19 protein-coding genes are annotated in these 21,795 nt (G+C 70.6%); 13 read left to right on the top strand and 6 right to left on the bottom strand.

What is annotated here, in order from left to right:
• Positions 1–26: 26 nt before the first annotated feature.
• Positions 27–3,161: a glycoside hydrolase family 2 TIM barrel-domain containing protein gene (locus OKJ99_RS27975; protein WP_326020465.1), complete on the bottom strand. Its 3,135-nt coding sequence runs from the start codon at positions 3,159–3,161 to the stop codon at positions 27–29.
• A 119-nt stretch (positions 3,162–3,280) separates the two neighbouring features.
• Positions 3,281–4,087 carry an SDR family NAD(P)-dependent oxidoreductase gene (locus OKJ99_RS27980; protein WP_326020466.1) on the bottom strand — a complete coding sequence of 269 codons (807 nt, stop codon included), beginning with the start codon at positions 4,085–4,087 and terminating at the stop codon, positions 3,281–3,283.
• A 129-nt stretch (positions 4,088–4,216) separates the two neighbouring features.
• On the opposite strand from OKJ99_RS27980, the gene OKJ99_RS27985 reads away from it, so the two are divergent.
• Positions 4,217–5,272, top strand: coding sequence for a lipoate--protein ligase family protein (locus tag OKJ99_RS27985; protein WP_326020468.1), 1,056 nt, complete (start codon positions 4,217–4,219; stop codon positions 5,270–5,272).
• A gap of 18 nt (positions 5,273–5,290) precedes the next feature.
• Here OKJ99_RS27985 and OKJ99_RS27990 read toward each other — a convergent pair whose 3' ends face one another.
• Positions 5,291–5,713 carry a PPOX class F420-dependent oxidoreductase gene (locus OKJ99_RS27990; protein ID WP_326020470.1) on the bottom strand — a complete coding sequence of 141 codons (423 nt, stop codon included), beginning with the start codon at positions 5,711–5,713 and terminating at the stop codon, positions 5,291–5,293.
• A gap of 151 nt (positions 5,714–5,864) precedes the next feature.
• On the bottom strand, positions 5,865–6,740 hold the full coding sequence (locus OKJ99_RS27995; RefSeq protein WP_326020472.1) for a LysR substrate-binding domain-containing protein: 876 nt from the start codon (positions 6,738–6,740) through the stop codon (positions 5,865–5,867).
• Positions 6,741–6,858: 118 nt separating this feature from the next.
• Here OKJ99_RS27995 and OKJ99_RS28000 point away from each other — a divergent pair, with 118 nt between their 5' ends.
• Both OKJ99_RS28000 and kdgD read left to right on the top strand, forming a co-directional pair.
• Positions 6,859–8,028 (top strand): L-talarate/galactarate dehydratase, encoded by a 1,170-nt coding sequence (locus OKJ99_RS28000; protein WP_326020473.1) that lies wholly within the window; start codon positions 6,859–6,861, stop codon positions 8,026–8,028.
• A gap of 233 nt (positions 8,029–8,261) precedes the next feature.
• Positions 8,262–9,179 carry a 5-dehydro-4-deoxyglucarate dehydratase gene (gene kdgD / locus OKJ99_RS28005; protein ID WP_326020475.1) on the top strand — a complete coding sequence of 306 codons (918 nt, stop codon included), beginning with the start codon at positions 8,262–8,264 and terminating at the stop codon, positions 9,177–9,179.
• 120 nt (positions 9,180–9,299) lie between these two features.
• Here kdgD and OKJ99_RS28010 read toward each other — a convergent pair whose 3' ends face one another.
• Both OKJ99_RS28010 and OKJ99_RS28015 read right to left on the bottom strand, forming a co-directional pair.
• The gene (locus OKJ99_RS28010; RefSeq protein WP_326020477.1) at positions 9,300–10,028 is read right to left on the bottom strand and encodes a FadR/GntR family transcriptional regulator; all 729 of its coding nucleotides are present in this window, start codon (positions 10,026–10,028) and stop codon (positions 9,300–9,302) included.
• 82 nt (positions 10,029–10,110) lie between these two features.
• Complete coding sequence (locus OKJ99_RS28015; RefSeq protein ID WP_326020479.1) at positions 10,111–10,887, bottom strand: SDR family NAD(P)-dependent oxidoreductase; 777 nt, start codon at positions 10,885–10,887, stop codon at positions 10,111–10,113.
• 170 nt (positions 10,888–11,057) lie between these two features.
• On the opposite strand from OKJ99_RS28015, the gene OKJ99_RS28020 reads away from it, so the two are divergent.
• The 10 genes from OKJ99_RS28020 to OKJ99_RS28065 all read left to right on the top strand — a co-directional run bounded on the left by OKJ99_RS28020 (position 11,058) and on the right by OKJ99_RS28065 (position 21,716).
• Positions 11,058–13,049, top strand: coding sequence for a beta-galactosidase (locus OKJ99_RS28020; protein ID WP_326020481.1), 1,992 nt, complete (start codon positions 11,058–11,060; stop codon positions 13,047–13,049).
• A 75-nt stretch (positions 13,050–13,124) separates the two neighbouring features.
• Positions 13,125–14,456, top strand: a complete 1,332-nt coding sequence (locus tag OKJ99_RS28025; protein ID WP_326020482.1) for an ABC transporter substrate-binding protein — start codon at positions 13,125–13,127, stop codon at positions 14,454–14,456.
• Positions 14,453–15,439, top strand: coding sequence for a carbohydrate ABC transporter permease (locus tag OKJ99_RS28030; RefSeq protein WP_326020484.1), 987 nt, complete (start codon positions 14,453–14,455; stop codon positions 15,437–15,439). The genes OKJ99_RS28025 and OKJ99_RS28030 overlap by 4 nt, the downstream gene beginning before the upstream one ends.
• Positions 15,436–16,326, top strand: coding sequence for a carbohydrate ABC transporter permease (locus OKJ99_RS28035; protein ID WP_407700780.1), 891 nt, complete (start codon positions 15,436–15,438; stop codon positions 16,324–16,326). The genes OKJ99_RS28030 and OKJ99_RS28035 overlap by 4 nt, the downstream gene beginning before the upstream one ends.
• 12 nt (positions 16,327–16,338) lie before the next feature.
• Positions 16,339–17,487 carry a galactonate dehydratase gene (dgoD, locus tag OKJ99_RS28040; protein WP_326020486.1) on the top strand — a complete coding sequence of 383 codons (1,149 nt, stop codon included), beginning with the start codon at positions 16,339–16,341 and terminating at the stop codon, positions 17,485–17,487.
• Between the two features lie 168 nt (positions 17,488–17,655).
• Entirely contained in the window at positions 17,656–18,384 is a 729-nt protein-coding gene (locus OKJ99_RS28045; RefSeq protein WP_326020488.1) for an SDR family NAD(P)-dependent oxidoreductase, read from the top strand.
• 44 nt (positions 18,385–18,428) lie between these two features.
• A complete protein-coding gene (locus OKJ99_RS28050; RefSeq protein WP_326020489.1) occupies positions 18,429–18,932 on the top strand; it encodes a 2,4'-dihydroxyacetophenone dioxygenase family protein in 504 nt (167 codons plus the stop codon).
• 96 nt (positions 18,933–19,028) lie between these two features.
• Entirely contained in the window at positions 19,029–20,012 is a 984-nt protein-coding gene (locus tag OKJ99_RS28055; protein ID WP_326020490.1) for a LysR family transcriptional regulator, read from the top strand.
• 69 nt (positions 20,013–20,081) lie between these two features.
• On the top strand, positions 20,082–20,735 hold the full coding sequence (locus tag OKJ99_RS28060) for an RraA family protein (RefSeq protein ID WP_326020491.1): 654 nt from the start codon (positions 20,082–20,084) through the stop codon (positions 20,733–20,735).
• Between the two features lie 6 nt (positions 20,736–20,741).
• Positions 20,742–21,716, top strand: a complete 975-nt coding sequence (locus tag OKJ99_RS28065) for a sugar kinase (RefSeq protein ID WP_326020492.1) — start codon at positions 20,742–20,744, stop codon at positions 21,714–21,716.
• The last annotated feature ends 79 nt before the right edge of the window (positions 21,717–21,795 follow it).

A 21,795-nucleotide genomic window follows, 5' to 3' on the forward strand; every position in this document is an offset into this window, starting at 1 on the left:
CGGCTCATCGGTGCCGTGCGGGGGTGTCACGACTGCGCCACGTCCAGGGCGCTGATGCCGAAGGCCCCGGTGACCTTGCCGGGCGCGCGGCTGGTCAGTCTCAGGCGCAGCGAGCGTCCGCGTGCCGCGTCGAAGGTGATGACGGTGGGCTCGCCGGAGGCCTCGGCCCAGGCGATGTCGGCGTCGTCCACGACCGTGTACGTGTCGCCGTCCCCGACCGCCACCTCGATCGCGGCGGGCAGGGAGTGGGTGGCGTCGACCGTGAAGGAGGCCTCGACGCGGCCCACCTGCCGTTCCTCCGCCCATGTCACCGACACCCAGTCCTCGGGGCGTGCCCCGTTGAAGGCGGGCAGCAGGGCGGTGGCGGCCTTGTCGAACGCGTTGGACCACTGGGTGGCCGGGTCGCCGTCGAGCATCGCGGCGGGGAGGGTCTTCGTGGCACCCGAGTAACTGGCGTCGGCGTGCGGGTACTTGGGGGCACCCGGACCCGGGTCGGGGGCGAAGGGCTCGGCCGGGGTGACCGGCTCCCCCGCCGGGCCCGTGACGCGCAGCGTCGTCGTGCCCTGCCGCAGCCCGTCCGCGCGCGCGGTGACGGTGAGACCGCCGGGTTCGGTGCCGGCGCGCACGATCGCGAGCGCGAGCCCGTGGAACGTGGTGCGGGTACTGGCCTGGTAGCGCTCGGCGGACTCCTGCTGGCCGTTGTCGACGCCCGCCAAGTGGCCGCCCTTGACGGTGAATTCGAGCAGCCGGGCGGCGTCGGGGACGACGGTGCCCTTCGCGTCGACGACCTCCGCCGTGACGAACGCGAGGGCCCGCCCGTCCGCCGCGAGCGACTTCCGGTCCGCCGTCAGGCGTACGGCGTGCGGGGCCCCCGCCGTACGCAGCACGTCCGTCGCCACCGTCTTGCCGCCGCGCCGCGCGACGGCCTTCAGCTCACCGGCCGCGAAGGGCACCTTCCACGTCAGGTGCAGCTTGCCCGCGCTGCCGTTCGGCGAGGTGTAGCTGCCGGGATAGGGGCCGGACGTGACGGTCTTGTCGTCGTGGGTGGCCTCCGTGGTCTCCAGGTACGGGCGGCCGTCGACGGTCTTCTTCTGGTCGAAGGAACGCACGCCCAGGGAACGGCCGTTGAGGTACAGCTCGACCTCGGCGACGTTCGCGTACGCCCACACCTCCACCTCCGCGCCGTCTTCGTACGTCGTCCAGTCCATGGGCAGCAGATGCACCATCGGCTCGTCGACCCACTGGCTGCGGAAGAGGTGGTACATGTCCTTCGGGAAGCCGGCCGTGTCGACCGCGCCGAAGAACGACGCCTTCACCGGGAACACGTCGTACGGGGTGGGTTCGCCGATGTAGTCGATGCCCGACCACAGGAACTCGCCGGCGAAGAAGCGCCGGTCGCGGTCCTTCTTCAGGCCGTACTCGCCGCTCATGGTCCAGGAGGCGAGGTTGTTGTCGTAGGAGGAGGTGGCGCGCTTGCCGGGTGTGTGGTTCTCGCCCGTGTTGAGGTGTTGCGGCTCCTGGTACGTGCCGCGGCTCGATGTCTCGGAGGAGGACTCGGACTCGAAGAGGAACAGGTGCGGGTAGCGCTTGTGCAGCGCGTCGACGGACGCCGCGGTGTTGTAGTTGAGGCCGAGGCCGTCGAGCCCCGCGACGATCTTGTCGGCGGGTGAGCCCACGGCGGGCAGCGAGCGGTACTTGTCGGAGCCGATGACGACCGGCCGGGTGCCGTCGAGTTCCTTGACGTCGGCGATGAGGCGCTCCGCCATGGCGATGCCCTCGGTGCGGGTGGAGTCGGGGATCTCGTTGCCGATGGACCACATGAGGACGGCCGGGGAGTTGCGGGCGGCGCGCACCATCTCGGCGATGTCGGCGTCGGAGTGCTCGTCGAAGAAGCGGCCGTAGTCGTAGGTGTTCTTGCCGGTGCGCCAGCAGTCGAAGGCCTCGACGAGCATGATCAGGCCGAGGTCCTCGCAGGCCTCGATGACCTCGGGCGCGGGCGGGTTGTGCGAGGTGCGCAGGGCGTTGACGCCCATGGACTTCATGATGGTCAACTGGCGTCGGACGGCGTCGGGTTGCACGGCGGCGCCGAGCGCGCCGAGGTCGTGGTGCAGGTCCACGCCCTTGATCTTCGTGTGCGTACCGTTGAGCGAGAGGCCTTCGTCGGGGTCGAAGGTGGCGTGCCGCAGGCCGAAGCGGGTGCGGTAGGTGTCGACGGTGCGGCCGTCGACGCGCAGGTCGGTGACGAGCGTGTAGCGGTTCCCCGGAGCCTCGATGGACCACAACTCCGGTTCGGTGAGCCGGAGTTGGACACGGTCGGTCTTGCCGTCCTTGTCGACTCCCGCGAGGGTCGACTCGGTGCGTGCCACGCGGCGCCCCTTGGCGTCGCGGACCGTGGAGAGGACCGTCACGTCGCGGGCGGTGCCCGAGGCGTTGGCGACGGTGGTGCGCACGTCGACGGTGGCGTAGCCCTTCTTCAGGGTGTCCGCGAGGTCGGGCGTGGTGACGAATGTGCCCCAGCGCTGGACGTGCACCGGTTCGGTGACGACGAGGCGGGCCCTGCGGTAGATGCCGCTGCCGGAGTACCAGCGGCTGCTGGGCAGGCGGTTGCGGACCTCGACGGCGAGGAGATTGGGGGTGGCGCCGTCGATGTGCAGCAGGTCGGTGATGTCGTGGGCGAACCCGGTGTAGCCGTAGGGGTGGTGGGTGACGAGTTCGCCGTTCACGTAGACGTTGGCGTCCATGTAGACACCGTCGAACTCGACGGAGACCCGCTTGCCCGCGTACGCCTTCGGCACCGTGAACGTCTTGCGGTACCAGCCGAGTCCGCCGGGCAGGAAGCCCGTGCCGCTCGTCGTGTTGTGCTCGGTGGTGGGTGTCCGCTCGATGGACCAGTCGTGCGGGACCGCGACCTTCCGCCACTTCGCGTCGTCGTAGCCGGGCCGCTCGGCGTCGGCGTACGCGCCGGTGGGGTCGGTGATGCCGTCCGGGCTGACCAGCGCGAAGCGCCAGCCGTCGGCGAGCTCCACGGTGCGGCGGCCGACGCTCCCCGCGCGGCCCTCGGCGGCGCGGGCCGGGGGCGCGACGAGCGCCCCCACGACGGGCGCGGCCGCGCTCGCGGCCAGGACGGACCTACGACTGACGGATCTACGGCTAGCAGACATGCGGAATCCCCTCGAAGCCAACATGACTCGCCACAAGCGAACGTGAGTCAACAGATTCTTGTGGCTTCGTGTGGGGATTAGTCAAGGGCCTTACAGAACAAGTTGGTTGGCGGCGCGCCTCACGTGTCGCCGATCGTCGGGTACGGGAACTTGACCCCGGTGCCGCCGTCCACGACGAGCGTCTGGCCGGTCACGTACGAGGAGAGCGGCGAGGCCAGGAAGAGGAGGGCGGCGGCGATGTCGGCGGGCTGGGCGACGCGGCCGAGCGGGGCGTTCGCCGCGTTGACGGCGCGGCCCTCCTCACCGAGCAGGCCCGCGACGCGCGGCGTCCACACGACGCCGGGCGCCACCGCGTTGACCCGCACCCCGCGCGGCCCGTACTCGACGGCGGCCGTGCGCACCAGGGACATCAGGCCCGCCTTGGCGGCTCCGTACGCGCCGTGCAGCGGGGCCGCCGTGAGGCCGGAGACCGACGCCACGAAGACCAACGACCCGCCGCCCGCCGCCGCCACCGCCGCTCCCCCGTACTGAACGGCGAGCCAGGCGTGCCGCAGGACCAGGTCGAAGTGCCACTGCCACGCGTCGTCGTCGAGCGCGTCCAGGGCCTCGTAGCGGGCCATGCCGACGATGTCGACGACGCCGCGGACCGGTCCCAACTCCCGTCCCGCATGGTCGAAGAGCTCCCGCATGTCCTGCCGCCGCGTCACGTCCGCCACGTACGGGACGCCGCCGGTCTGCGCCGCGACCGCCTCGGCCCGCTCGCTGTCGACGTCCACGCACAGGACGCGCGCGCCCGCCGAGGTGAGCGCGTGGGCGGTCTGCCGCCCGATGCCGTTGCCCGCGCCGAGCAGGACGAAGGCGCGGCCGTCGACGCGGTGCAGGGCGGCGTAGTCGGGGACGGGGGTGTCGTCCAGGGGCTCGGTCATGCCGGGGGACGATGCGGGAGATCTGACGAAGTGTCAATACCGGGGGCCGCCCGTCGTGCGGCCCGGAATGTCCGGACACCGGTTAGCGTTGTCCGCGAGGACGGACAACCTGGTGGAAGGCGGCACACCGTGCACGGCGAGTACAAGATCCCCGGCGGCAAGCTCGTCGTCGTCGACGTGGACGTGGCGGACGGCGCGCTGCGCCAGGTCCGGGTGGCGGGCGACTTCTTCCTCGAACCCGACGACGCGCTCCTCGCGATCAACGCCGCGCTCGAAGGCGCCCCGGCCGACGCCGACACCGCCACCCTCACCGCCCGGATCGACGCGGCGCTGCCCTCCGGCACGGTCATGCTCGGCCTCACCACGGAGGGCGTCGCCACGGCGGTGCGCCGCGCGCTCGCCCAGGCCACGGACTGGCGGGACTACGACTGGCAGCTCGTCCACGACGCGCCCCAGTCCCCCGTGCTGCACATGGCGCTCGACGAGGTGATGGTGGAGCAGGTCGCACTCGGGCTCCGGCCCCCGACGCTGCGCGTGTGGGAGTGGGACCGGCCCGCGGTGATCATCGGCAGCTTCCAGTCCCTGCGCAACGAGGTCGACCCGGAGGGCGTCGAGCGGCACGGTGTCACCGTCGTACGGCGGATCTCGGGTGGCGGCGCCATGTTCGCGGAGCCGAAGTCCACCATCACGTACTCGCTCGCCGTCCCCGAGTCCCTCGTCTCCGGCCTGTCCTTCCAGGACTCCTACGCCTACCTCGACGACTGGGTGCTCGGCGCCCTCGCCGACATGGGCATCAAGGCCTGGTACCAGCCGCTCAACGACATCGCCACGGACGTCGGCAAGGTCGCGGGCGCCGCGCAGAAGCGGGTCGCGGCCGGGCGGGGCGCGGTGCTGCACCACGTGACGATGTCGTACGACATCGACGCCGACAAGATGGTCGACGTGCTGCGCATCGGCAAGGAGAAGCTGTCCGACAAGGGCACGAAGAGCGCCAAGAAGCGCGTCGACCCGCTGCGCCGCCAGACCGGACTGCCCCGCGAGGAGGTCATCTCCCGCATGATCGACTCGTTCCGGAACCGGTACGGGCTGACCGAGGGCCAGGTGACCGACGAGGAACTGGCCCGCGCCCAGGACCTCGTACGCACCAAGTTCGGCACGGACGAGTGGACGGCGCGGGTGCCGTAGCCCCTGGTCGGCCCCGGGTTACACCGTCGCCTGGTCGCTGTCGCGGAACTCGCCCCAGCCGTGCCAGCGGTCGATCTCCATGACCGCCGTGAACCGGGTCCGCTCCCGCTCCGGGTAGGGGCCGCCCGCGTAGTGGGTCGAGATCCGGTCGATGTCGGCGAGCCCCTTGTCCTCGCGGATCTCGACGACCCGGCCGATGAGGGTGATGTGGGTGTACCAGCTGTCCTTGTCGAGGACGGTGAGGGTGAGCCGCGGGTCGCGGCGCAGGTGCCCGAGACGGACCCGCCCCTCGTCCATGTTGAGCAGCACCCGGCCGTCCTCCCAGAGGTACCAGGTCGCCGCGGACACGGGCGAGCCGTCCGAGCGGAGCGTGGCGACGGTGGCCGGGTTGGCCCGCTCAAGCATGGCGACGGCTTCGGCGGACAACGGGGGCTTGGACACGGTTCCTCCTGATACGTCGAGGGGTACGCGGTCGACCTTAGTCACATCAAGCCCCACCGGCTGTGCCATTCAAGCCCCGCCGGCGTTTGAGGCGCGGGGCCCGGGGCGGAGCCCCGTGGCGGAGAGGACGGTCGACCGCAACGAACCCGGTCTACAGCAACCGCAGAAGCGCATGCAACGCCGGATTGTCATTGGCCTTGCGCCAGACCAGGTGCAGCTCGACCGGCGTCGCGTCGGAGAGTTCCAGAGGCCGGAACGCGATGCCGGGAAACCGCATCTGCGCGGCCGACTCGGGGACGAAGGCGATGCCCCAGCCGGCGTGGACCATGGCGAGCAGACTGTGCACCTGGCTGAGGTACTGCGTGAAGCGGGGCCGCACACGGGCCTCACGGAAGATGCTGACCAGCAGTTCGTGGAAGTAGCGGGCCTCGATCGGCGAGTACATGAGCACGTCCTGGCCGTCGAACTCGCCCATCGGCAGCGGCCCTTCACCCACGGCGAGCGGGTGCGCGCTCGGCACCGCGGCGAGCAGCCCCTCCCGGGTGGTCGACCGGGTCTCCAGGTCGGGGCCCGTGCTGGAGGGGCGGATCATGCCGAGGTCGAGGGAGCCCTCGGTGAGGGCCTCCAGCTGGTCGCGGGTCACCTTCTCGCGGAGCACGATCTCCGTGCCGGGCATGGAGGTCCGGGCGACGTCGAGCAGCGGGCCGAGCGCGGAGTAGGCGCTCGCGGCGGTGAAGCCGACGGCGATCGCCCCGGCCTCGCCCGTGGACACCTGCCGGGCGGCGAGCGTGGCGGCCTCGGCCTGCCGCAGGATCGTGCGCGCCTCGTTGAGGAAGGCGCGGCCCGCCGGGGTGAGCCGGACGGTGCGGTTGGTGCGGTCGAGGAGCTGCACGTCCAACTCGTGCTCAAGGAGCTGGATCTGCCGGCTGAGCGGGGGCTGTGTCATCCGCAGCCGCTCGGCGGCCCGCGTGAAGTGCAGTTCCTCCGCGACGGCCACGAAGCTCGACAGCTGCGCAAGCGTGAACAACGATGCCCTCCAGGTATTGGATCATCCAAAAACTATGTTTGACGTGGATTAATCGCCGACCTTAGCGTCAACAGGAACCAACGGCTCACACCCCCAGGGACTCGCAGTGGTGACCAGCATGTCCACCGTCAGCTCAGCCGCCTCCCGTCAGGGCGAGGCGACCCTCGACACCATCGCCTGGATCAGGCTCTCCTCCGTCACGCTGCCCCTCGCGACGCCGATCAGCGACGCCAAGGTGCTCACCGGCCGGCAGAAGCCGATGACCGAGGTCGCCTTCCTGTTCGCGGAGATAGAGACCACCGAGGGCCACTCCGGCATCGGCTTCGGCTACTCCAAGCGCGCGGGCGGCCCCGCCCAGTTCGCGCACGCCAAGGAGATCGCCGACAACCTGATCGGCGAGGACCCCAGCGACATCGGCCGCCTGTGGACGAAGCTGGTGTGGGCCGGCGCATCCGTCGGCCGCAGCGGTGTCGCCACGCAGGCCATCGCCGCGATCGACATCGCCCTGTGGGACCTCAAGGCCAAGCGGGCCGGTCTTCCGCTCGCCAAGCTGCTCGGCGCCCACCGCGACTCCGTGCAGACCTACAACACCTCCGGCGGCTTCCTGCACACGCCGACCGACCAGGTCCTCGACAACGCCACCGCCTCCCTGGCCAGCGGCATCGGCGGCATCAAGATCAAGGTCGGCAACCCGGACCGCAAGGCCGACCTCGCCCGCCTCACCGCCGTACGCGAACACGTCGGCGACGACGTCCCGTTGATGGTCGACGCCAACCAGCAGTGGGACCGGCCGACCGCGCAGCGCATGGGCCGGGCCATGGAGGAGTTCAACCTCGTCTGGATCGAGGAGCCGCTCGACGCCTACGACGCGCAGGGCCACGCCGCGCTCGCCGCCTCGCTCGACACCTCCATCGCCACCGGCGAGATGCTCGCGTCCGTCGCCGAGCACGTCGAGCTCATCAAGGCGAACGCCTGCGACATCATCCAGCCCGACGCCCCGCGCATCGGCGGCATCACCCAGTTCCTCAAGCTGGCCACCCTCGCCGAGCACCACAACCTGCAGCTGGCCCCGCACTTCGCGATGGAGATCCACCTCCACCTCGCCGCCGCCTACCCGATCGAGCCGTGGGTGGAGCACTTCGACTGGCTGGAGCCGCTGTTCAACGAGCGGCTCGAAACCCGCGACGGCCGGATGCACCTCTCCTCCCGGCCGGGCCTCGGCATCACCCTGACCGAGCAGGCCCGCGCCTGGACGGTCGCGAAGCACGAGGTGGGCGCGCGCCCGTAACCCGCCGCTCCCCCGCGCCCTGACGGGGTGTGTGCTCAGAAAAGTGTCGCAGTTATACGTATAACTGCGACACTTTTCTGAGCACACACCCTTGTCGACGCCGGAAGGCTTCATACCCAGGGGGTATCGCTGGATGCAAAAACAGTGTTGGACGCGCATGAGTGACGCCTCGTAATGTCGTACTCACACCTCCCCTTCACCGTCCCCCAGCGTTCAGCAGGAGCAGAACACCCATGTCGTCCTTCACCCCGTCAGAGCTCGCCGCCCGCATCGGCTCGGGCCTGCTCTCCTTCCCGGTCACCCACTTCAGGGCCGAGGACCTCGCGTTCGACGAGCAGGCCTACCGCGCCAACATCGAGCGTCTGTCGGAGTACGAGGTCGGCGGACTGTTCGCCGCGGGCGGCACCGGCGAGTTCTTCTCGCTGACCGCCGCCGAGACGGACCAGGTGGTGACCGCGGCCGTGCAGGCGGCGCCCGCGGGCACCCCGATCCTCGCCCCGGCCGGGTACGGCACGCGGACGGCCATCGAGTACGCGCAGGCGGCCGAACGCGCGGGCGCCGACGGCCTGTTGCTCTTCCCGCCGTACCTGACAGAAGCCTCGCAGGACGGTCTCGCCGAGCACGTCGAGGCGGTCTGCAGGGCCACGGATCTCGGCGTCATCGCCTACGGCCGGGCCAACGCCCAGTACAGCGCGGACACCCTGGCCCGCGTCGCCGAGTCCTGCCCGAACCTGATCGGCTACAAGGACGGCGTCGGCGACATCGACGCCATGACCCGCATCTACACCCGCATCGGCGACCGCTTCACCTACGTAGGCGGCCTGCCCACGGCGGAGATGTACGCCCTGCCGTACCTCGAACTCGGCGTCACCACCTACTCGTCGGCGATCTTCAACTTCCTTCCCGAGTTCGCCCTCGACTTCTACGCCGCCGTACGCGGCCGGGACCACGCCACCGTCTTCAAGCACCTGCGCGACTTCGTGCTCCCGTACACGGAGCTCCGCAACCGCAAGGCCGGGTACGCGGTCAGCATCGTCAAGGCGGGCATGACCGCGACAGGCCATCCGGCCGGACCGGTCCGGCCGCCGCTCACCGACCTCTCCGAGGCGGAACTCTCCGAACTGAGCGCACTGATCGGCGCAGCCGCATAAAGCCCCCGCGACGATCGAGCAGCCATCTCAAGCCCCCGCGACGATTGAGCAGCCATCTCAAGCCCCTGCGGCGATTGAGCAGCGGGGTCCGGGGCAGAGCCCCGTGACGTGCGGCGAGGGCTACCGCCCCTTACGGATCCGCCCAAGATCCCGCGCCGCCTGGTCAAGCAGCATCCGCATCGCAGACTCCGCCCCGTCCGGATCCTGCGCGCGGACCGCGTCCAGGACGGCGCGGTGGCTGGGGACCGGGTCCTTGGGGTGACGGCCCGTGCCGTGGACGAGGCGGTCGCGGTAGCCGAGGCCCGCGGCGATCACCAGGTCCATGCGTTGCAGCAGTTCGTTGTGGGAGGCCCTCAGCAGGGCGCCGTGGAAGGCGAGGTCCGCCTCGACCGCGTGGGCCGCGCCGTCCTCGCCGTCCTGCCCCATCACCTCCAGCGCCGCGTCGAGCGCGGCCAGGTCGTCCTGTGTGCGGCGGCGGGCGGCGAGCCGCACCGCGGCCGGCTCGACGATGCCGCGCACCTCGTCGAGGTCGCCGAGCAGCGGATTGCCCGCGCCCGCCGCGGGGCCCCCGTCCAGCGACTCGAACTGCCAGCGCAGCACGTCCGCGTCCAGCAGGTGCCAGTCCGCGCGGGGCCGCACGAAGGTGCCGCGCTTCTGTCGGGCGTCGACCATGCCCTTCGCGGCGAGCACCTTCAGGGACTCCCGCAACGCGGTGAGGCTGACGCCGAGTTCGTCCTGGAGCGCGCCGAGGTCGAGGGTCGCCCCCTCCCCGATCCGGCCGCTCAGCACCCGGTGGGCGATGGTCTCCACGGTCTGCCCGTGCACCCCGCGGCGCGCATACCCCGCCATGTCCTACCTGCTGTTCTCTCGAAGTCTCTGCCCGCCAAGTATCGCTGGGGCGGCGGGAGTTCACCCCGTGTACGACCGGGGTTCACGCGGAGGACTTCATCACGCTCCACCCGCCGTCTACCACCAGGCTCGTTCCGGTCACGTACGAGGCCTCGGGCGACGCGAGGAACGCGATCGCGGACGCCACCTCGTCGGGGCTGCCGAAGCGGCGGGCCGCGGTCTCGGCGACGCTCGCCGCCCGCTCCTCCTCCGGGACCCGGTCCCACACCCCGGTCAGGATCGGCCCCGGCAGAACCGTGTTGACCCGCACCGACGGGCCGTATTCCACGGCGAGTTGGCCGCTCAGCGAGAGCAGGCCGCCCTTGGCCGCCGCGTACGCCGGGTGGCCGGGGATGCCGTGCCGGGCGTGGACGGAGGACACGAGAACGACGGAGCCGACCGGGCCCTCCTGTGCGCGCAGGTCGTCCAGGCAGGTCCGTACGCCGAGAAAGGCGGCGGTGAGGCCGATGGACAGCTGGCGGTTCCAGGACTCGGGTGAGGTCTCGTGCGCCGGGGCGACCTCGATCTTCACGGCGTTGCTGACCAGGATCCCGACGGGGCCGAAGGCGTGCGCGGCGGTCAGCGCCTCCCGCCAGGCCTCCTCGCGCGCGACGTCGGCGGGCACGAACGCGGCGCGGCCGCCGTCCTCCTCGATCTCCTTGGCGACCTCGGGGCCGTGCCGCTCGTCGATGTCGACGAGCACCACGGCGGCGCCCTCCGCCGCGAGCCGACGCGCGGTGGCGGCGCCGATGCCCGCGGCGGCGCCGGTCACGATGGCGGTGCGCCCGGCGAAGCGGTCGGTGGCGCGCGGGTCCTTCATGGGCTGCCTCCTGGTTCCGGTGTCCCGGGAGCGTGATCGTCAACTGTTGGTGAGGTCAAGGGGGTTGACCCCCTCCACCCTCGCTCATATATTCCGCCACGTTAATTCCTAATTAATGGATTGAACAGACCGCGCGGAACCAGCGGCCGCAACGGATCGAGTGAGGTGCGATGCTCCACTTCGGCGCCGACTACAACCCCGAGCAGTGGCCCGAGGAGGTCTGGGCCGAGGACACCCGGCTGATGAAGGAGGCCGGGGTCACCATGGTCACGGCCGGGATCTTCTCCTGGGCCAAGGTCGAACCCCGGCCCGGCGCATACGACTTCGGCTGGTTCGACCGCGTCATGGACAACCTCGCCGACGCGGGGATCCGGGTCTGCCTGGCCACCATGACCGCGTCGCCGCCGCCATGGCTCTCGCGCCTGCACCCGGAGGTCCTCCCGGAGACCGAGGACGGCCGACGCAAGTGGCCCGGCGGCCGCCAGCACTACTGCCCCTCCAGCCCGGTCTACCGGGAGCACGCCACCCGCCTCGTCGAGCGGCTCGCGACCCGCTACGCCGGCCACCCGGCCCTGGACACCTGGCACATCGGCAACGAGTACGGCTGCCACACCCGCCAGTGCCACTGCGACGTGTCCGCCGCCGACTTCCGCCGCTGGCTGCGCGAGCGCTACCGTTCCGTGGACGCGCTCAACGAGGCCTGGTCGACCGCCTTCTGGTCGCAGGGCTACGACGACTTCGACGAGGTCCTGCCACCGCGCCTCGCCCCCACCTTCGCCAACCCGGCCCAGCAGCTGGACTACTGGCGCTTCAGCGACGACGCGCTGCGCCAGTGCTACCTCGCCGAGCAGGCCGTCCTGCGCCGCGTCACGCCGGACGTGCCGATCACCACGAACCTGATGCCGAACCACAAGCCGGTCGACGCCTTCGCCTGGTCCGAGCACATGGATGTGATGGCGCTGGATTACTACCAGGACCCGTACGAGGACGCTCCGCACCGCACCGCCGCGTACAACTTCGACCTGATGCGCTCGGCGCGCGGCGGCCAGCCGTGGCTGCTCCTGGAGCAGGCGCCCAGCGCGGTCAACTGGCGCCCGCGCAACAGCCCGAAGCAGCCCGGCCGGATGCGCCTGTGGAGCTGGCAGGCCGTCGCGCAGGGAGCCGACGCGGTCCTCTACTTCCAGTGGCGCCAGTCGCGCGGCGGCGCCGAGAAGTACCACTCGGCGATGGTGCCGCACGCCGGAACCGACACCCGCATCTTCCGCGAAGTCTCCGACCTGGGAAGGGAGTTGGCATCGGTTCCGGAGATCGCAGGGACCCGCTCGACCGCCGACGCCGCGCTCCTCACCGACTGGAACAGCTGGTGGGCCCTTGAGCTGGACTCGCATCCCTCCACGGCGCTGAACCAGGCCGAGATCAACCTCGCGCACCACCGCGCCCTGCTCGACGCGGGCGTGCCGTGCGACGTCGTCCCGCCGGACCGCGACCTCTCCTCGTACAAGCTCGTCGTCGTGCCGAACCTGTACCTGCTCAGCCAGGAGAACGCCGAGCGGCTCGCGGACTACGTCGAGGGCGGCGGACACCTCGTCGTGTCCTTCTTCTCCGGCATCGTCGACGCGTGCGACCGCGTCGAACTCGGCGGCTACCCGGCCCACTTGCGGCGCCTGCTCGGCATCCGTACGGAGGAGTTCTGGCCACTCGACGAGGGCCAACACCTCACCATTGGCGGCGAGTTGACCGGACGCGCCGACCTGTGGTCCGAGGCCGTCGACCTGGAGGGCGCCGAAGCGGTCGCCGTCTTCGAGGACGGCGAACTCGCGGGCCGCCCCGCCGTCACCCGCCACACGTACGGCGAAGGCACCGCCTGGTACCTGGGCACCCGCCTCGAACCAACAGCCCTCCGGGCCCTGTTGGATCGTGCGCGCACGGAGGCCGGCGTGGCCCCCGTCCTCCCGAACCTGCCCGCGCAGGTGCAGGCCACCGTGCGCGAGGGCGAGGGCGGCCATTTCCTGTTCCTCCTCAACCACGACGAGACCGAGACGCAGGTCTCCCTCCCGACACCGATGCGCAACCGCCTCACAGCGGACTCGGCCCCCACCACCCACATCACACTGCCGGCCTACGGCGTCGCTGTACTTGTTCCAAGCCCCTGCGGCGATTGAGCAGCGGGGTCCGGGGCAGCGCCCCGAGACCGCAACGCCGTGAGACCGCACCGCGCACTCTGACAAGGAGGTCAGATGCCCCAAACACCCACCCGGCGAAAGGTCCTCACATGGGCCACCGCCACAGCCGCGCTCCCCGCCCTAGCGGCTTGCGGCGAATCCGCCGGCTCCTCGCGTATGTCGAAGGACCACGGCCGCAAGCCGGGCCAGAAGGTCACTCTCAGATTCTGGACGTGGGTGCCGCTGCAAAAGGCGGTGGCGCTGTGGAACAAACGCAACCCGGACATCCAGGTCGTGGTGCAGTTGCTGCCCGGCGGCACCACGGGCGGCTACCAGAAGATGCACTCGTCCCTGAAGGCCGGCAATCCGGCCGACCTGGCCCAGGTCGAGTACTACGCGCTCCCCGAGTTCATGCTCGACGGCGGCCTGACGAACCTGAGTGACTTCGGGGCAGACAAGCTCAAGGACAGGTACGTCGACTGGCAGTGGAAGCAGGGCGTCTTCGCGGGCAAGACGTACGCGATCCCGCAGGCCTCGGGCCCCATGGGCCTCTTCTACCGCAAGGACCTCCTGAAGAAGTGGGACATCGACGTCCCGCGGACCTGGGACGAGTACCGGCGCGCCGCCAAGCAGGTCAAGAAGCACGGCTCGTACATGACGGCCTTTCCGCCGGCCAACGCCCAGTGGTTCGCCTCCTTCGCCTGGCAGCGTGGCGCCCACTGGGTGCGCACGGAGGGCGACACCTGGATCGTCGACCTGACGTCCCCGGAGTCGCTCGAGGTCGCCGACTACTGGGACGGCCTGGTCCGCGACGGCCTCGCCCTTCCCACGCAGGACTCGCAGAGCGCCTTCTTCAAGGGGCTGCAGAGCGGGCAGCTGGCGACCTGGCCGGCCGCCCAGTGGTACGACGCGCTGATCCGCGGCAACGCCCCGCGCACCAAAGGCAAATGGGCCGTGGCCGAACTGCCGCAGTGGGAGGCGGGCGCCCACGCCTCCGCCAACTGGGGCGGCTCCTCCACCGCCATCCTTCAGGGCAGCCAACACCCCGTCGAGGCACTGAAGTTCGCACACTGGCTGAACACCGATCCAGACAGCCTGAAGCTGCTCGTCGCGGCCGGGTACGGCTGGCCCGCGGCCAAGATCGACCTGGCCGAAACGCCGCTCGGCAAACCGGACCCGTTCTTCGGTGGCCAGCGCTACAACGAGGTCTTCCAGCTCTCCGACCGCAACGTCGACACCTCCTGGCGGTACGCGCCGACCACCACACCGTCCTTCGCCCACATCCAGGACAACATCGGCCTGACCCTCGGGGGAAGCGGCACGTTCGCGGACGCACTCAGGGACGCCGAGGACAAGTTCGTCGACGACCTCAAGGCCAAGGGTCTGAAGGCGAGGAGCGCACGATGACGACATCATCCGTGAAGTCCGCGCGGCCCGGTGCCGGCGACTCCGCGCGACCGGACGCGGCCCCGAAGGCCACCGGCCGCCGGCGCACCCGCCGCGCCCGACCCGACCGCAAGGCGTGGCTGTTCCTCGGCCCGTTCCTCGCGGTCTATCTGTTCGCGATGATCATCCCGGTGTTCTACGCGATCTACCAGAGCCTGCTGACAGTCGAACGCTCGGGCCCGCTCGGGCTCGGCGCGCCGAAGGTCGTCTTCGGCGGCCTCGACAACTACGCCTTCGCACTCCAACAGGACGTCTTCATCGAGGGATTCGGCCGGGTGCTGCTCTTCGGGATCGTGCAGGTCCCGGTGATGCTGCTGCTCGCGCTCGGCCTCGCGCTGCTGCTCGACCAGATCTCCGACCGCTGGGCGGGCCTGATGCGGGCCACGTACTTCCTCCCGTACGGGATCCCCGGCGTGATCGCGACGATCCTGTGGGGCTTCCTCTACGTCCCCGGCATCAGCCCGATCACCGAGCTCCTCGGCGACCTCGGCTTCCAGCCGGACTTCCTCGGCTACGACAACGTGCTGTGGTCCATCGTGAACATCGCGATCTGGGAGTTCGCCGGCTACAACATGCTGATCATCGTCGCCCAACTCAAGTCGATTCCCGGCGAGTTGTACGAGGCGGCCAGGATCGACGGCGCGGGCCCCTGGCAGATCGCCCTGCGCATCAAGATCCCGCTGGTGCGCCCGGCCCTCATCCTCACCTGCGTGTTCTCGATCATCGGCACGATGCAGCTGTTCGGCGAGCCGCTGGTCCTGAGGAAGATCGCCCCGGCGGTCACCACCGACTACACACCCAATCTCAGCGCGTACTTCGACGCCTTCCTCAACGCCAACATCTATGTAGCGGCGGCCAAATCGGTGATCCTCGCGGTGGTCGCGATGGTCCTGTCCTTCGGCTTCCTCAGCCTCGTCACCCGCAAGCAAAGGAGCGAACGGTGAGCGTCGCCGACCCCAGGAAACCCGCTGTCACACCGGCCGACCCCCCGCGCCGCATCACACCGGGCCGCATCCTGCTCGTCGCGGTCCTCACCATCGCCGCGATCTACTTCCTGGTTCCGGTGTACTGGTTGATCGTCGCCGCGACGAAGAACAATGACAGCCTCTACGGCTCGTTCGGCTTCTGGTTCGACAACCCACAGCTGTTGCACAACCTCGGCAACGTGTTCTCGTACGACCACCACATCTACCTCCAGTGGACGCTGAACTCCCTGCTGTACGCCGGGGTGGGCGCGGTACTCGCCACGCTGTTCTCGGCGGCGGCCGGCTTCGCGCTCGCCAAGTACCGTTTCCGGGGCCGCGAGGCGGTGTTCAAGTTCGTCCTGGCGGGCGTGCTGCTCCCGTCGACGGCCCTCGCGCTCCCCCTGTACCTCCTCTTCACCAAGCTGCATCTGACGGACACGTACTGGGCAGTTCTGATCCCCAGCATCGTCAGCCCCTTCGGCGTCTACCTCTGCCGCATCTACGCCGAGGCGTCGGTCCCCGACTCCGTCCTTGAGGCCGCGCGGGTGGACGGCGCCGGCGAGGAGCGCATCTTCGCGACGCTGGTCCTGCGCATCATGACGCCGGCCCTCGTGACCGTCTTCCTCTTCCAGTTCGTGCACATCTGGAACAACTACTTCTTGCCGTTGGTGATGCTTTCCGACGACCGCAAATACCCGATCACGCTCGGCCTGGTCACCTGGCAGACGACCGCCGACCGGGTCCCGGAGCTGACGCAGTACACCATCGGCGGCGCCTTCGTCTCCGTCATCCCGCTCGCCGTCGCGATGCTCGTCCTCCAGCGCTTCTGGCGCACCGGTCTGACCGAGGGAAGCGTCAAGGAGTAAGGAGCACAAGGCTTGAAGATCACCCGATTCGAGACCTTCGCCGTCCCGCCCCGCTGGCTGATGTGCCGGATCGAGACGGACGACGGTCTCGTCGGCTGGGGCGAGCCGGTGGTGGAGGGCCGCGCCGACACCGTCCGCACGGCCGTCCACGAACTCGCCGACCAGTTCCTGATCGGCGCGGACCCACTGCGCGTCGAGGACCACTGGCAGTTGATGACCAAGGGCTCGTTCTACCGGGGCGGCCCGGTCCTCTCCAGCGCCGTCGCGGGCCTCGACCAGGCGCTGTGGGACATCGCGGGCCAGGCGTACGACGCACCCGTGCACCAGCTCCTGGGCGGACCCGTACGCGAGCGGGTGCGCGCCTACTGCTGGGTGGGCGGCGACGAACCGGCCGAGCTGCGCGACCAGATCGCCGAGCAGGCGGCGGCCGGCTTCACGGCGGTCAAGATGAACGGTGCGGGCCGCACGAACCGACTGCCGACCGTCGCCGAACTCGACGGCATAGCGGCCCGCGCCTCGGTGGCCCGCGAAGTCCTGGGCCCCGAGGGGGACTTCGCGGTCGACTTCCACGGCCGGTTCACGGTGGCGGGCGCGGTCCGCGCGGCGGCGGCGCTCGAACCGTACGGTCCGATGTTCGTCGAGGAGCCGGTCCTGCCCGAGTACACGCACCGCATCGGCCGGGTGGTGGAGTCGACGACGACGCCGGTCGCGACGGGTGAGCGGCTCTACTCCCGTACGGAGGTGCTCCCGGCCCTGCGATCGGGGGTGGCGGTCGTGCAGCCGGACCTCTCGCACGCGGGCGGCATCTCGGAGTCGCGGCGCATCGCCTCGCTCGCCGAGACCTTCGACGCGCTGGTCGCCCCGCACTGCCCGCTCGGCCCGATCGCTCTGGCTGCGAGCCTCCAACTGGCCTTCTGCACCCCGAACTTCCTCATCCAGGAACAGTCCATCGGCATCCACTACAACAACGGCTCCGAACTCCTCGACTACGTGGCGGACCCCGAGGTCTTCCGCTTCCACGCGGGCCACTTCGCCCGCCCCACCCTGCCGGGGCTCGGTGTGCGGATCGACGAGAAGGCGGTCCGCGCGGCGGACGGCTCGGCGGCGAGCTGGCACAACCCGGTGTGGCGGCACGGGGACGGGTCGTTCGCGGAATGGTGACACCTGCGCGGCCTCGGAATGGTGACACTTCCGCGCCGGTGAGGCCTCGCATCCGAATGGCCCTCATTCCGCACGCGTATGAGAACTGACGCCTGAACACCCCCTGTGGTCGACTCGGAACGATCGCGTTCGCGATCGCTTCCGAGCCGGACACAGAAGGGGGCACACGTGCACCAGGACGAGGCGGCGGGGCCCGGCGGGCGGACCGTGGTGGTCACGGGTGGGACCAGCGGCATCGGTGCCGCGATCGCTCGGCGCTTCGCCGCCGACGGGGACGAGGTCGTCGCCGCGGGCCTCGACGCGGACCGGTGCGCCGGTGAACTCCCCACCGGCGTACGGGCCGTGGAGCTCGACGTCACACGGGCGGACGCGCTGGGCGCGTTCCTTGACGGGCTCGGCGGGCTCGACGTGCTGGTCAACGCGGCCGGGGTGATCGCCCGCGGCCGGGAGTACGAACCGGATGTCTTCGCCGACGTCGTCAGCGTCAATCTCACCGGCACGATGCGCAGTTGCGTCGCGGCCCGCAAGGCGCTCGCCGACACCGGCGGCTGCATCGTCAACGTCGCCTCCATGCTGAGCTACTTCGGCGGCCCCAAGGTGCCCGCGTACAGCTCCAGCAAGGGCGGGGTGATGCAGCTGACGAAGTCCCTCGCCGTGGCCTGGGCGGACCAGGGAATCCGGGTCAACGCGGTGGCGCCCGGCTGGATCCGCACCCCGCTCACCCAGTCGCTGCAGGAGGACCCGGAGAACAGCCGCCGCATCATCGACCGCACCCCGATGGGACGTTGGGGCACGCCCGCGGAGATCGCGGGGGCCGTCGCGTTCCTCGCGGGACCTGACGCCGGGTTCATCACGGGGGCCGTGCTCGCGGTGGACGGCGGTTATCTCGCCGCGTGACCCGCCGCCCGCCAACTCCCTTACCAGGAAAGGAACGTAACGCCATGTCACAGAGCCGAGGCCCGGTCATTCCCGTCTCCTCCGTCGTGCCACCGGAGATCGCCGTGGCGGCGCTGCCCGAGGACGAACGGGTGTGGGTGCCGCAGGCGCCGAACGTGTGGTTCCGGCCGCTGATGTTCAACACCGTGACCGGGCAGTGGTGCAACCTGCTGAAGGTGACCGCCGCCGGCATCGTGTCGAGGCACCGGCACCCGGGGGTCGTCTTCGGCTATGTCATCAAGGGCAAGTGGCACTACTACGAGCACGAATGGGTCGCCGAGGCGGGCCACTTCGTCTACGAGCCGCCCGGCGAGATCCACACGCTCGCCGTGCCCGAGGACTGCACCGAGATGATCACCTTCTTCAACATCACCGGCGCGATGGCCTACGTCGACGAGGACGGCGTCCAGACCGGCTACGAGGACACCTTCACGAAGATCGAGATGTGCCGCGAGCACTACGCGAAGGTGGGGCTCGGCGCGGAGTACGTGGAGCAGTTCATCCGCTGATGTCCAGGAAGGACGGCGGATGGGGTGATCACGCACCATTCTTTTGACGGTTCACCGAGGGTAGCGTTCCGGTCGATCTCGGTGACTGGAGACGTCATGGACCTCGGAAGCGTGCACCACTACCGCATCGACTGGATCGCCAGCTTCGTGGCGGTCGCCCGGCACGGCAGCTTCTCGGCCGCCGCCAAGACGCTCTACCGCTCCCAGCCGCGGGTGAGCAGCCACGTCGCCGCGCTGGAACGCCTCGTGGGGCGGCGGCTCGTGGACCGTTCCGTGCAGCCCGCGACGCTCACCCCGGAGGGGCGGGGGCTGCTTCCGCACGCGGAGGAGATCCTGCGGCGGCTCGACCTGATGGCTCAGAGCGCCGAGGGGGCGGTGTGCGGGACGGTCCGGCTGGGCTGCTACCCGAGCGTCGCCGCCTATCTGTACCCACGGGCGGTGCGGGCCCTGCGCGCCGCGTATCCGCGGGTGCGGCTCGTCCTGCACGAGGGCCCGAGCCTTGAGCTGGGCGAGCAACTCGTCGACGGGGGCGTCGATCTGGCCGTCAGACCGCTGCACCCGCTGGTCAGCTCGGACCGGGTGGCCAACCGCGTGCTGTGGCGCGAGCCGCTCGTCGCGGTCTTCCGCGCCGACCACCCGCTGGCCGGCGCGGCCGAGGTGGCGCTCGCGCAGACGGTGACCCAGCCAGTGATCAGCATCGGGGAGAGCGACGACGGGCACAGCCGCCAGTACGAGACCAACCTCGCCTTCGCCAACCTCGGCCTGCGGCCGGTGATCAGCGAACGCACCAACCAGCCGCAGACGTTGATCTCCCTGGTCCGGCACGGGCTCGGTGTCGGTGTCACCAACGCGCTGGCCATGACGACCGCCGACACCGAGGGCGTCGCCCTGGTCCCGATCCGGGACGCCGGCTGCGAGCGGGCCGTCGCCACCTGGTGGCGGACCGGCGAGGAGTCGCCCGCGGTCGCGGCGGTGCGGGAGTGTCTCGACCGGCTGCCGGGGCCCACCTGGCCGTGGACCGCCTCGGCCGGGCGCGCGCCATCCGCTAGTCGAATAGCCGCATTCGCGAGCGAACGCTGACGGCCCATCAGTGCGCTCCTACGGTTGCCCCCAGTCGAATTCGCCGACATGGACAGGAGCACATCCCGCATGGCCAACTCCTTCTCTTCCGAGACCATCGAGGCGTTCCGCCCGATCGCCACGGCGTCGGTCGCCGACGCGGTCGAGCAGTTCGGAGCGCGCGGCTACCTCTCCGGCACCATCCGCCAGGTCCTGCCCGGCAAGCTCGTCGGCCCGGCCGTCACCGTCCTGGAGGTCCCCTCCCCCGAGCCCGCCCCGCCGGAGCACGCGCTGCGGGCCATCGACGAGTCGCCGCCGGGCAGCGTCGTCTGCATCGCGGCGGGCGGCGCCGACGTCGCGGTGTGGGGCGGCCTGATGAGCGCGGGCGCCGTCGCCAACGGCGTCGCGGGCGCGGTCCTCGACGCGGGCGTGCGCGACATCGAGGAGATCCGCCGCGACTACCCGCAGTTCCCCGTCTACGCGCACGGCGGCGTGCCGGCCACCACCGTCGGCCGCTACCGCACGGTCAGTCTCAACGAGCCGGTGGAGATGGGCGGTACGCGGGTGTGCCCGGGCGACCTGATCGTCGCGGACAGCGACGGCGTGGTGTGCGTGCCCGCCGACCGCGTACCCCAAGTACTGGAAGCGGCGCAGGAGATCGAGCGGCGGGAGCGCGAACAGACCGCCCTGATCCTGGAATCGGGCTCGCTACGGGGCGGGCTCGAGAAGTACCACCGGATCTGAGGCGGCGTGGACATCCTCGCGGCCGGAGAGCCGCTGCTTGAGTTCAACACGTCCACGGACGCCCCGGGGCCGGTCGGCGCGGGCGCCTCCTTCACCGTCGGGCACGGCGGTGACACCTCCAACTTCTGTGTGGCCGCCCGCCGTTCCGGCGCCGACACCGGGTACATCACCCGCATCGGCGACGATGACTTCGGCGCCGCGTTCCTGCGGCTGTGGGAGCGGGAGGGCGTCGCGACCGACCACGTGATCCGCGAACCGGACGGGCGGACCGGGATCTACTTCATCGCCCGTACGCCGACCGAGAGTTCCTTCACGTACTACCGGGCGCGGTCCCCCGCCAGCCGGCTCGCACCGGCCGACATGCCGGCGGAAGCCATCGCGCGGGCCCGTCTCCTGCATCTGAGCGGCATCACCCAGGCGATCTCCACGTCCGCCTGCGACGCCGCCTTCCACGCGATGCGACTGGCCCGGGACAACGGCACGTTGGTCAGCTACGACCCCAACATCCGGCCCGCGCTGTGGCCCGCCGAACGGGCCCGCGCGGTGGTGCTGCGCAGCATCGAGCTGTGCGACATCGCGCTGCCCAACCTCGCCGAGGGGCGGCTGCTCACCGGGCTGCACGCCCCGGACGACGTCCTCGCGGAGTTCGTGCGGCGCGGCCCCTCGATCGTCGTCCTGAAGATGGGTGACCGGGGGGCGCTCCTCGCGCACGACGGGACGGTCACCCGCATCCCGCCGCACCCGGTCGACCCGGTCGACACCACCGGCGCCGGTGACACCTTCGACGGCGCCTTCGCGGCACACCTCCTGGCCGGGGCCACTCCGCCGGAGGCCGCCCGGTACGCGGCGGTCGCGGCGGCGCTGACCACGACGGGGCCCGGCGCCGTCACCCCGATCCCGCGCCGCGAGGACGTCGACGCCGCGCGCCACGGCCACGGCGCCGACCGGCCACCACCGTCAGCAAGTACACCGGTCCGATGAGGAGTTGAGAAGCCAATGGTTCGCGCCAAACGCCGTGTCGCCGTGGCGGCATGCTCGGGAATCCTGCTGCTCGCGGGGT

Origin of the sequence: Streptomyces endophyticus (genome assembly GCF_035798155.1) — a bacterium.
Classification (GTDB): domain Bacteria; phylum Actinomycetota; class Actinomycetes; order Streptomycetales; family Streptomycetaceae; genus Streptomyces; species Streptomyces endophyticus.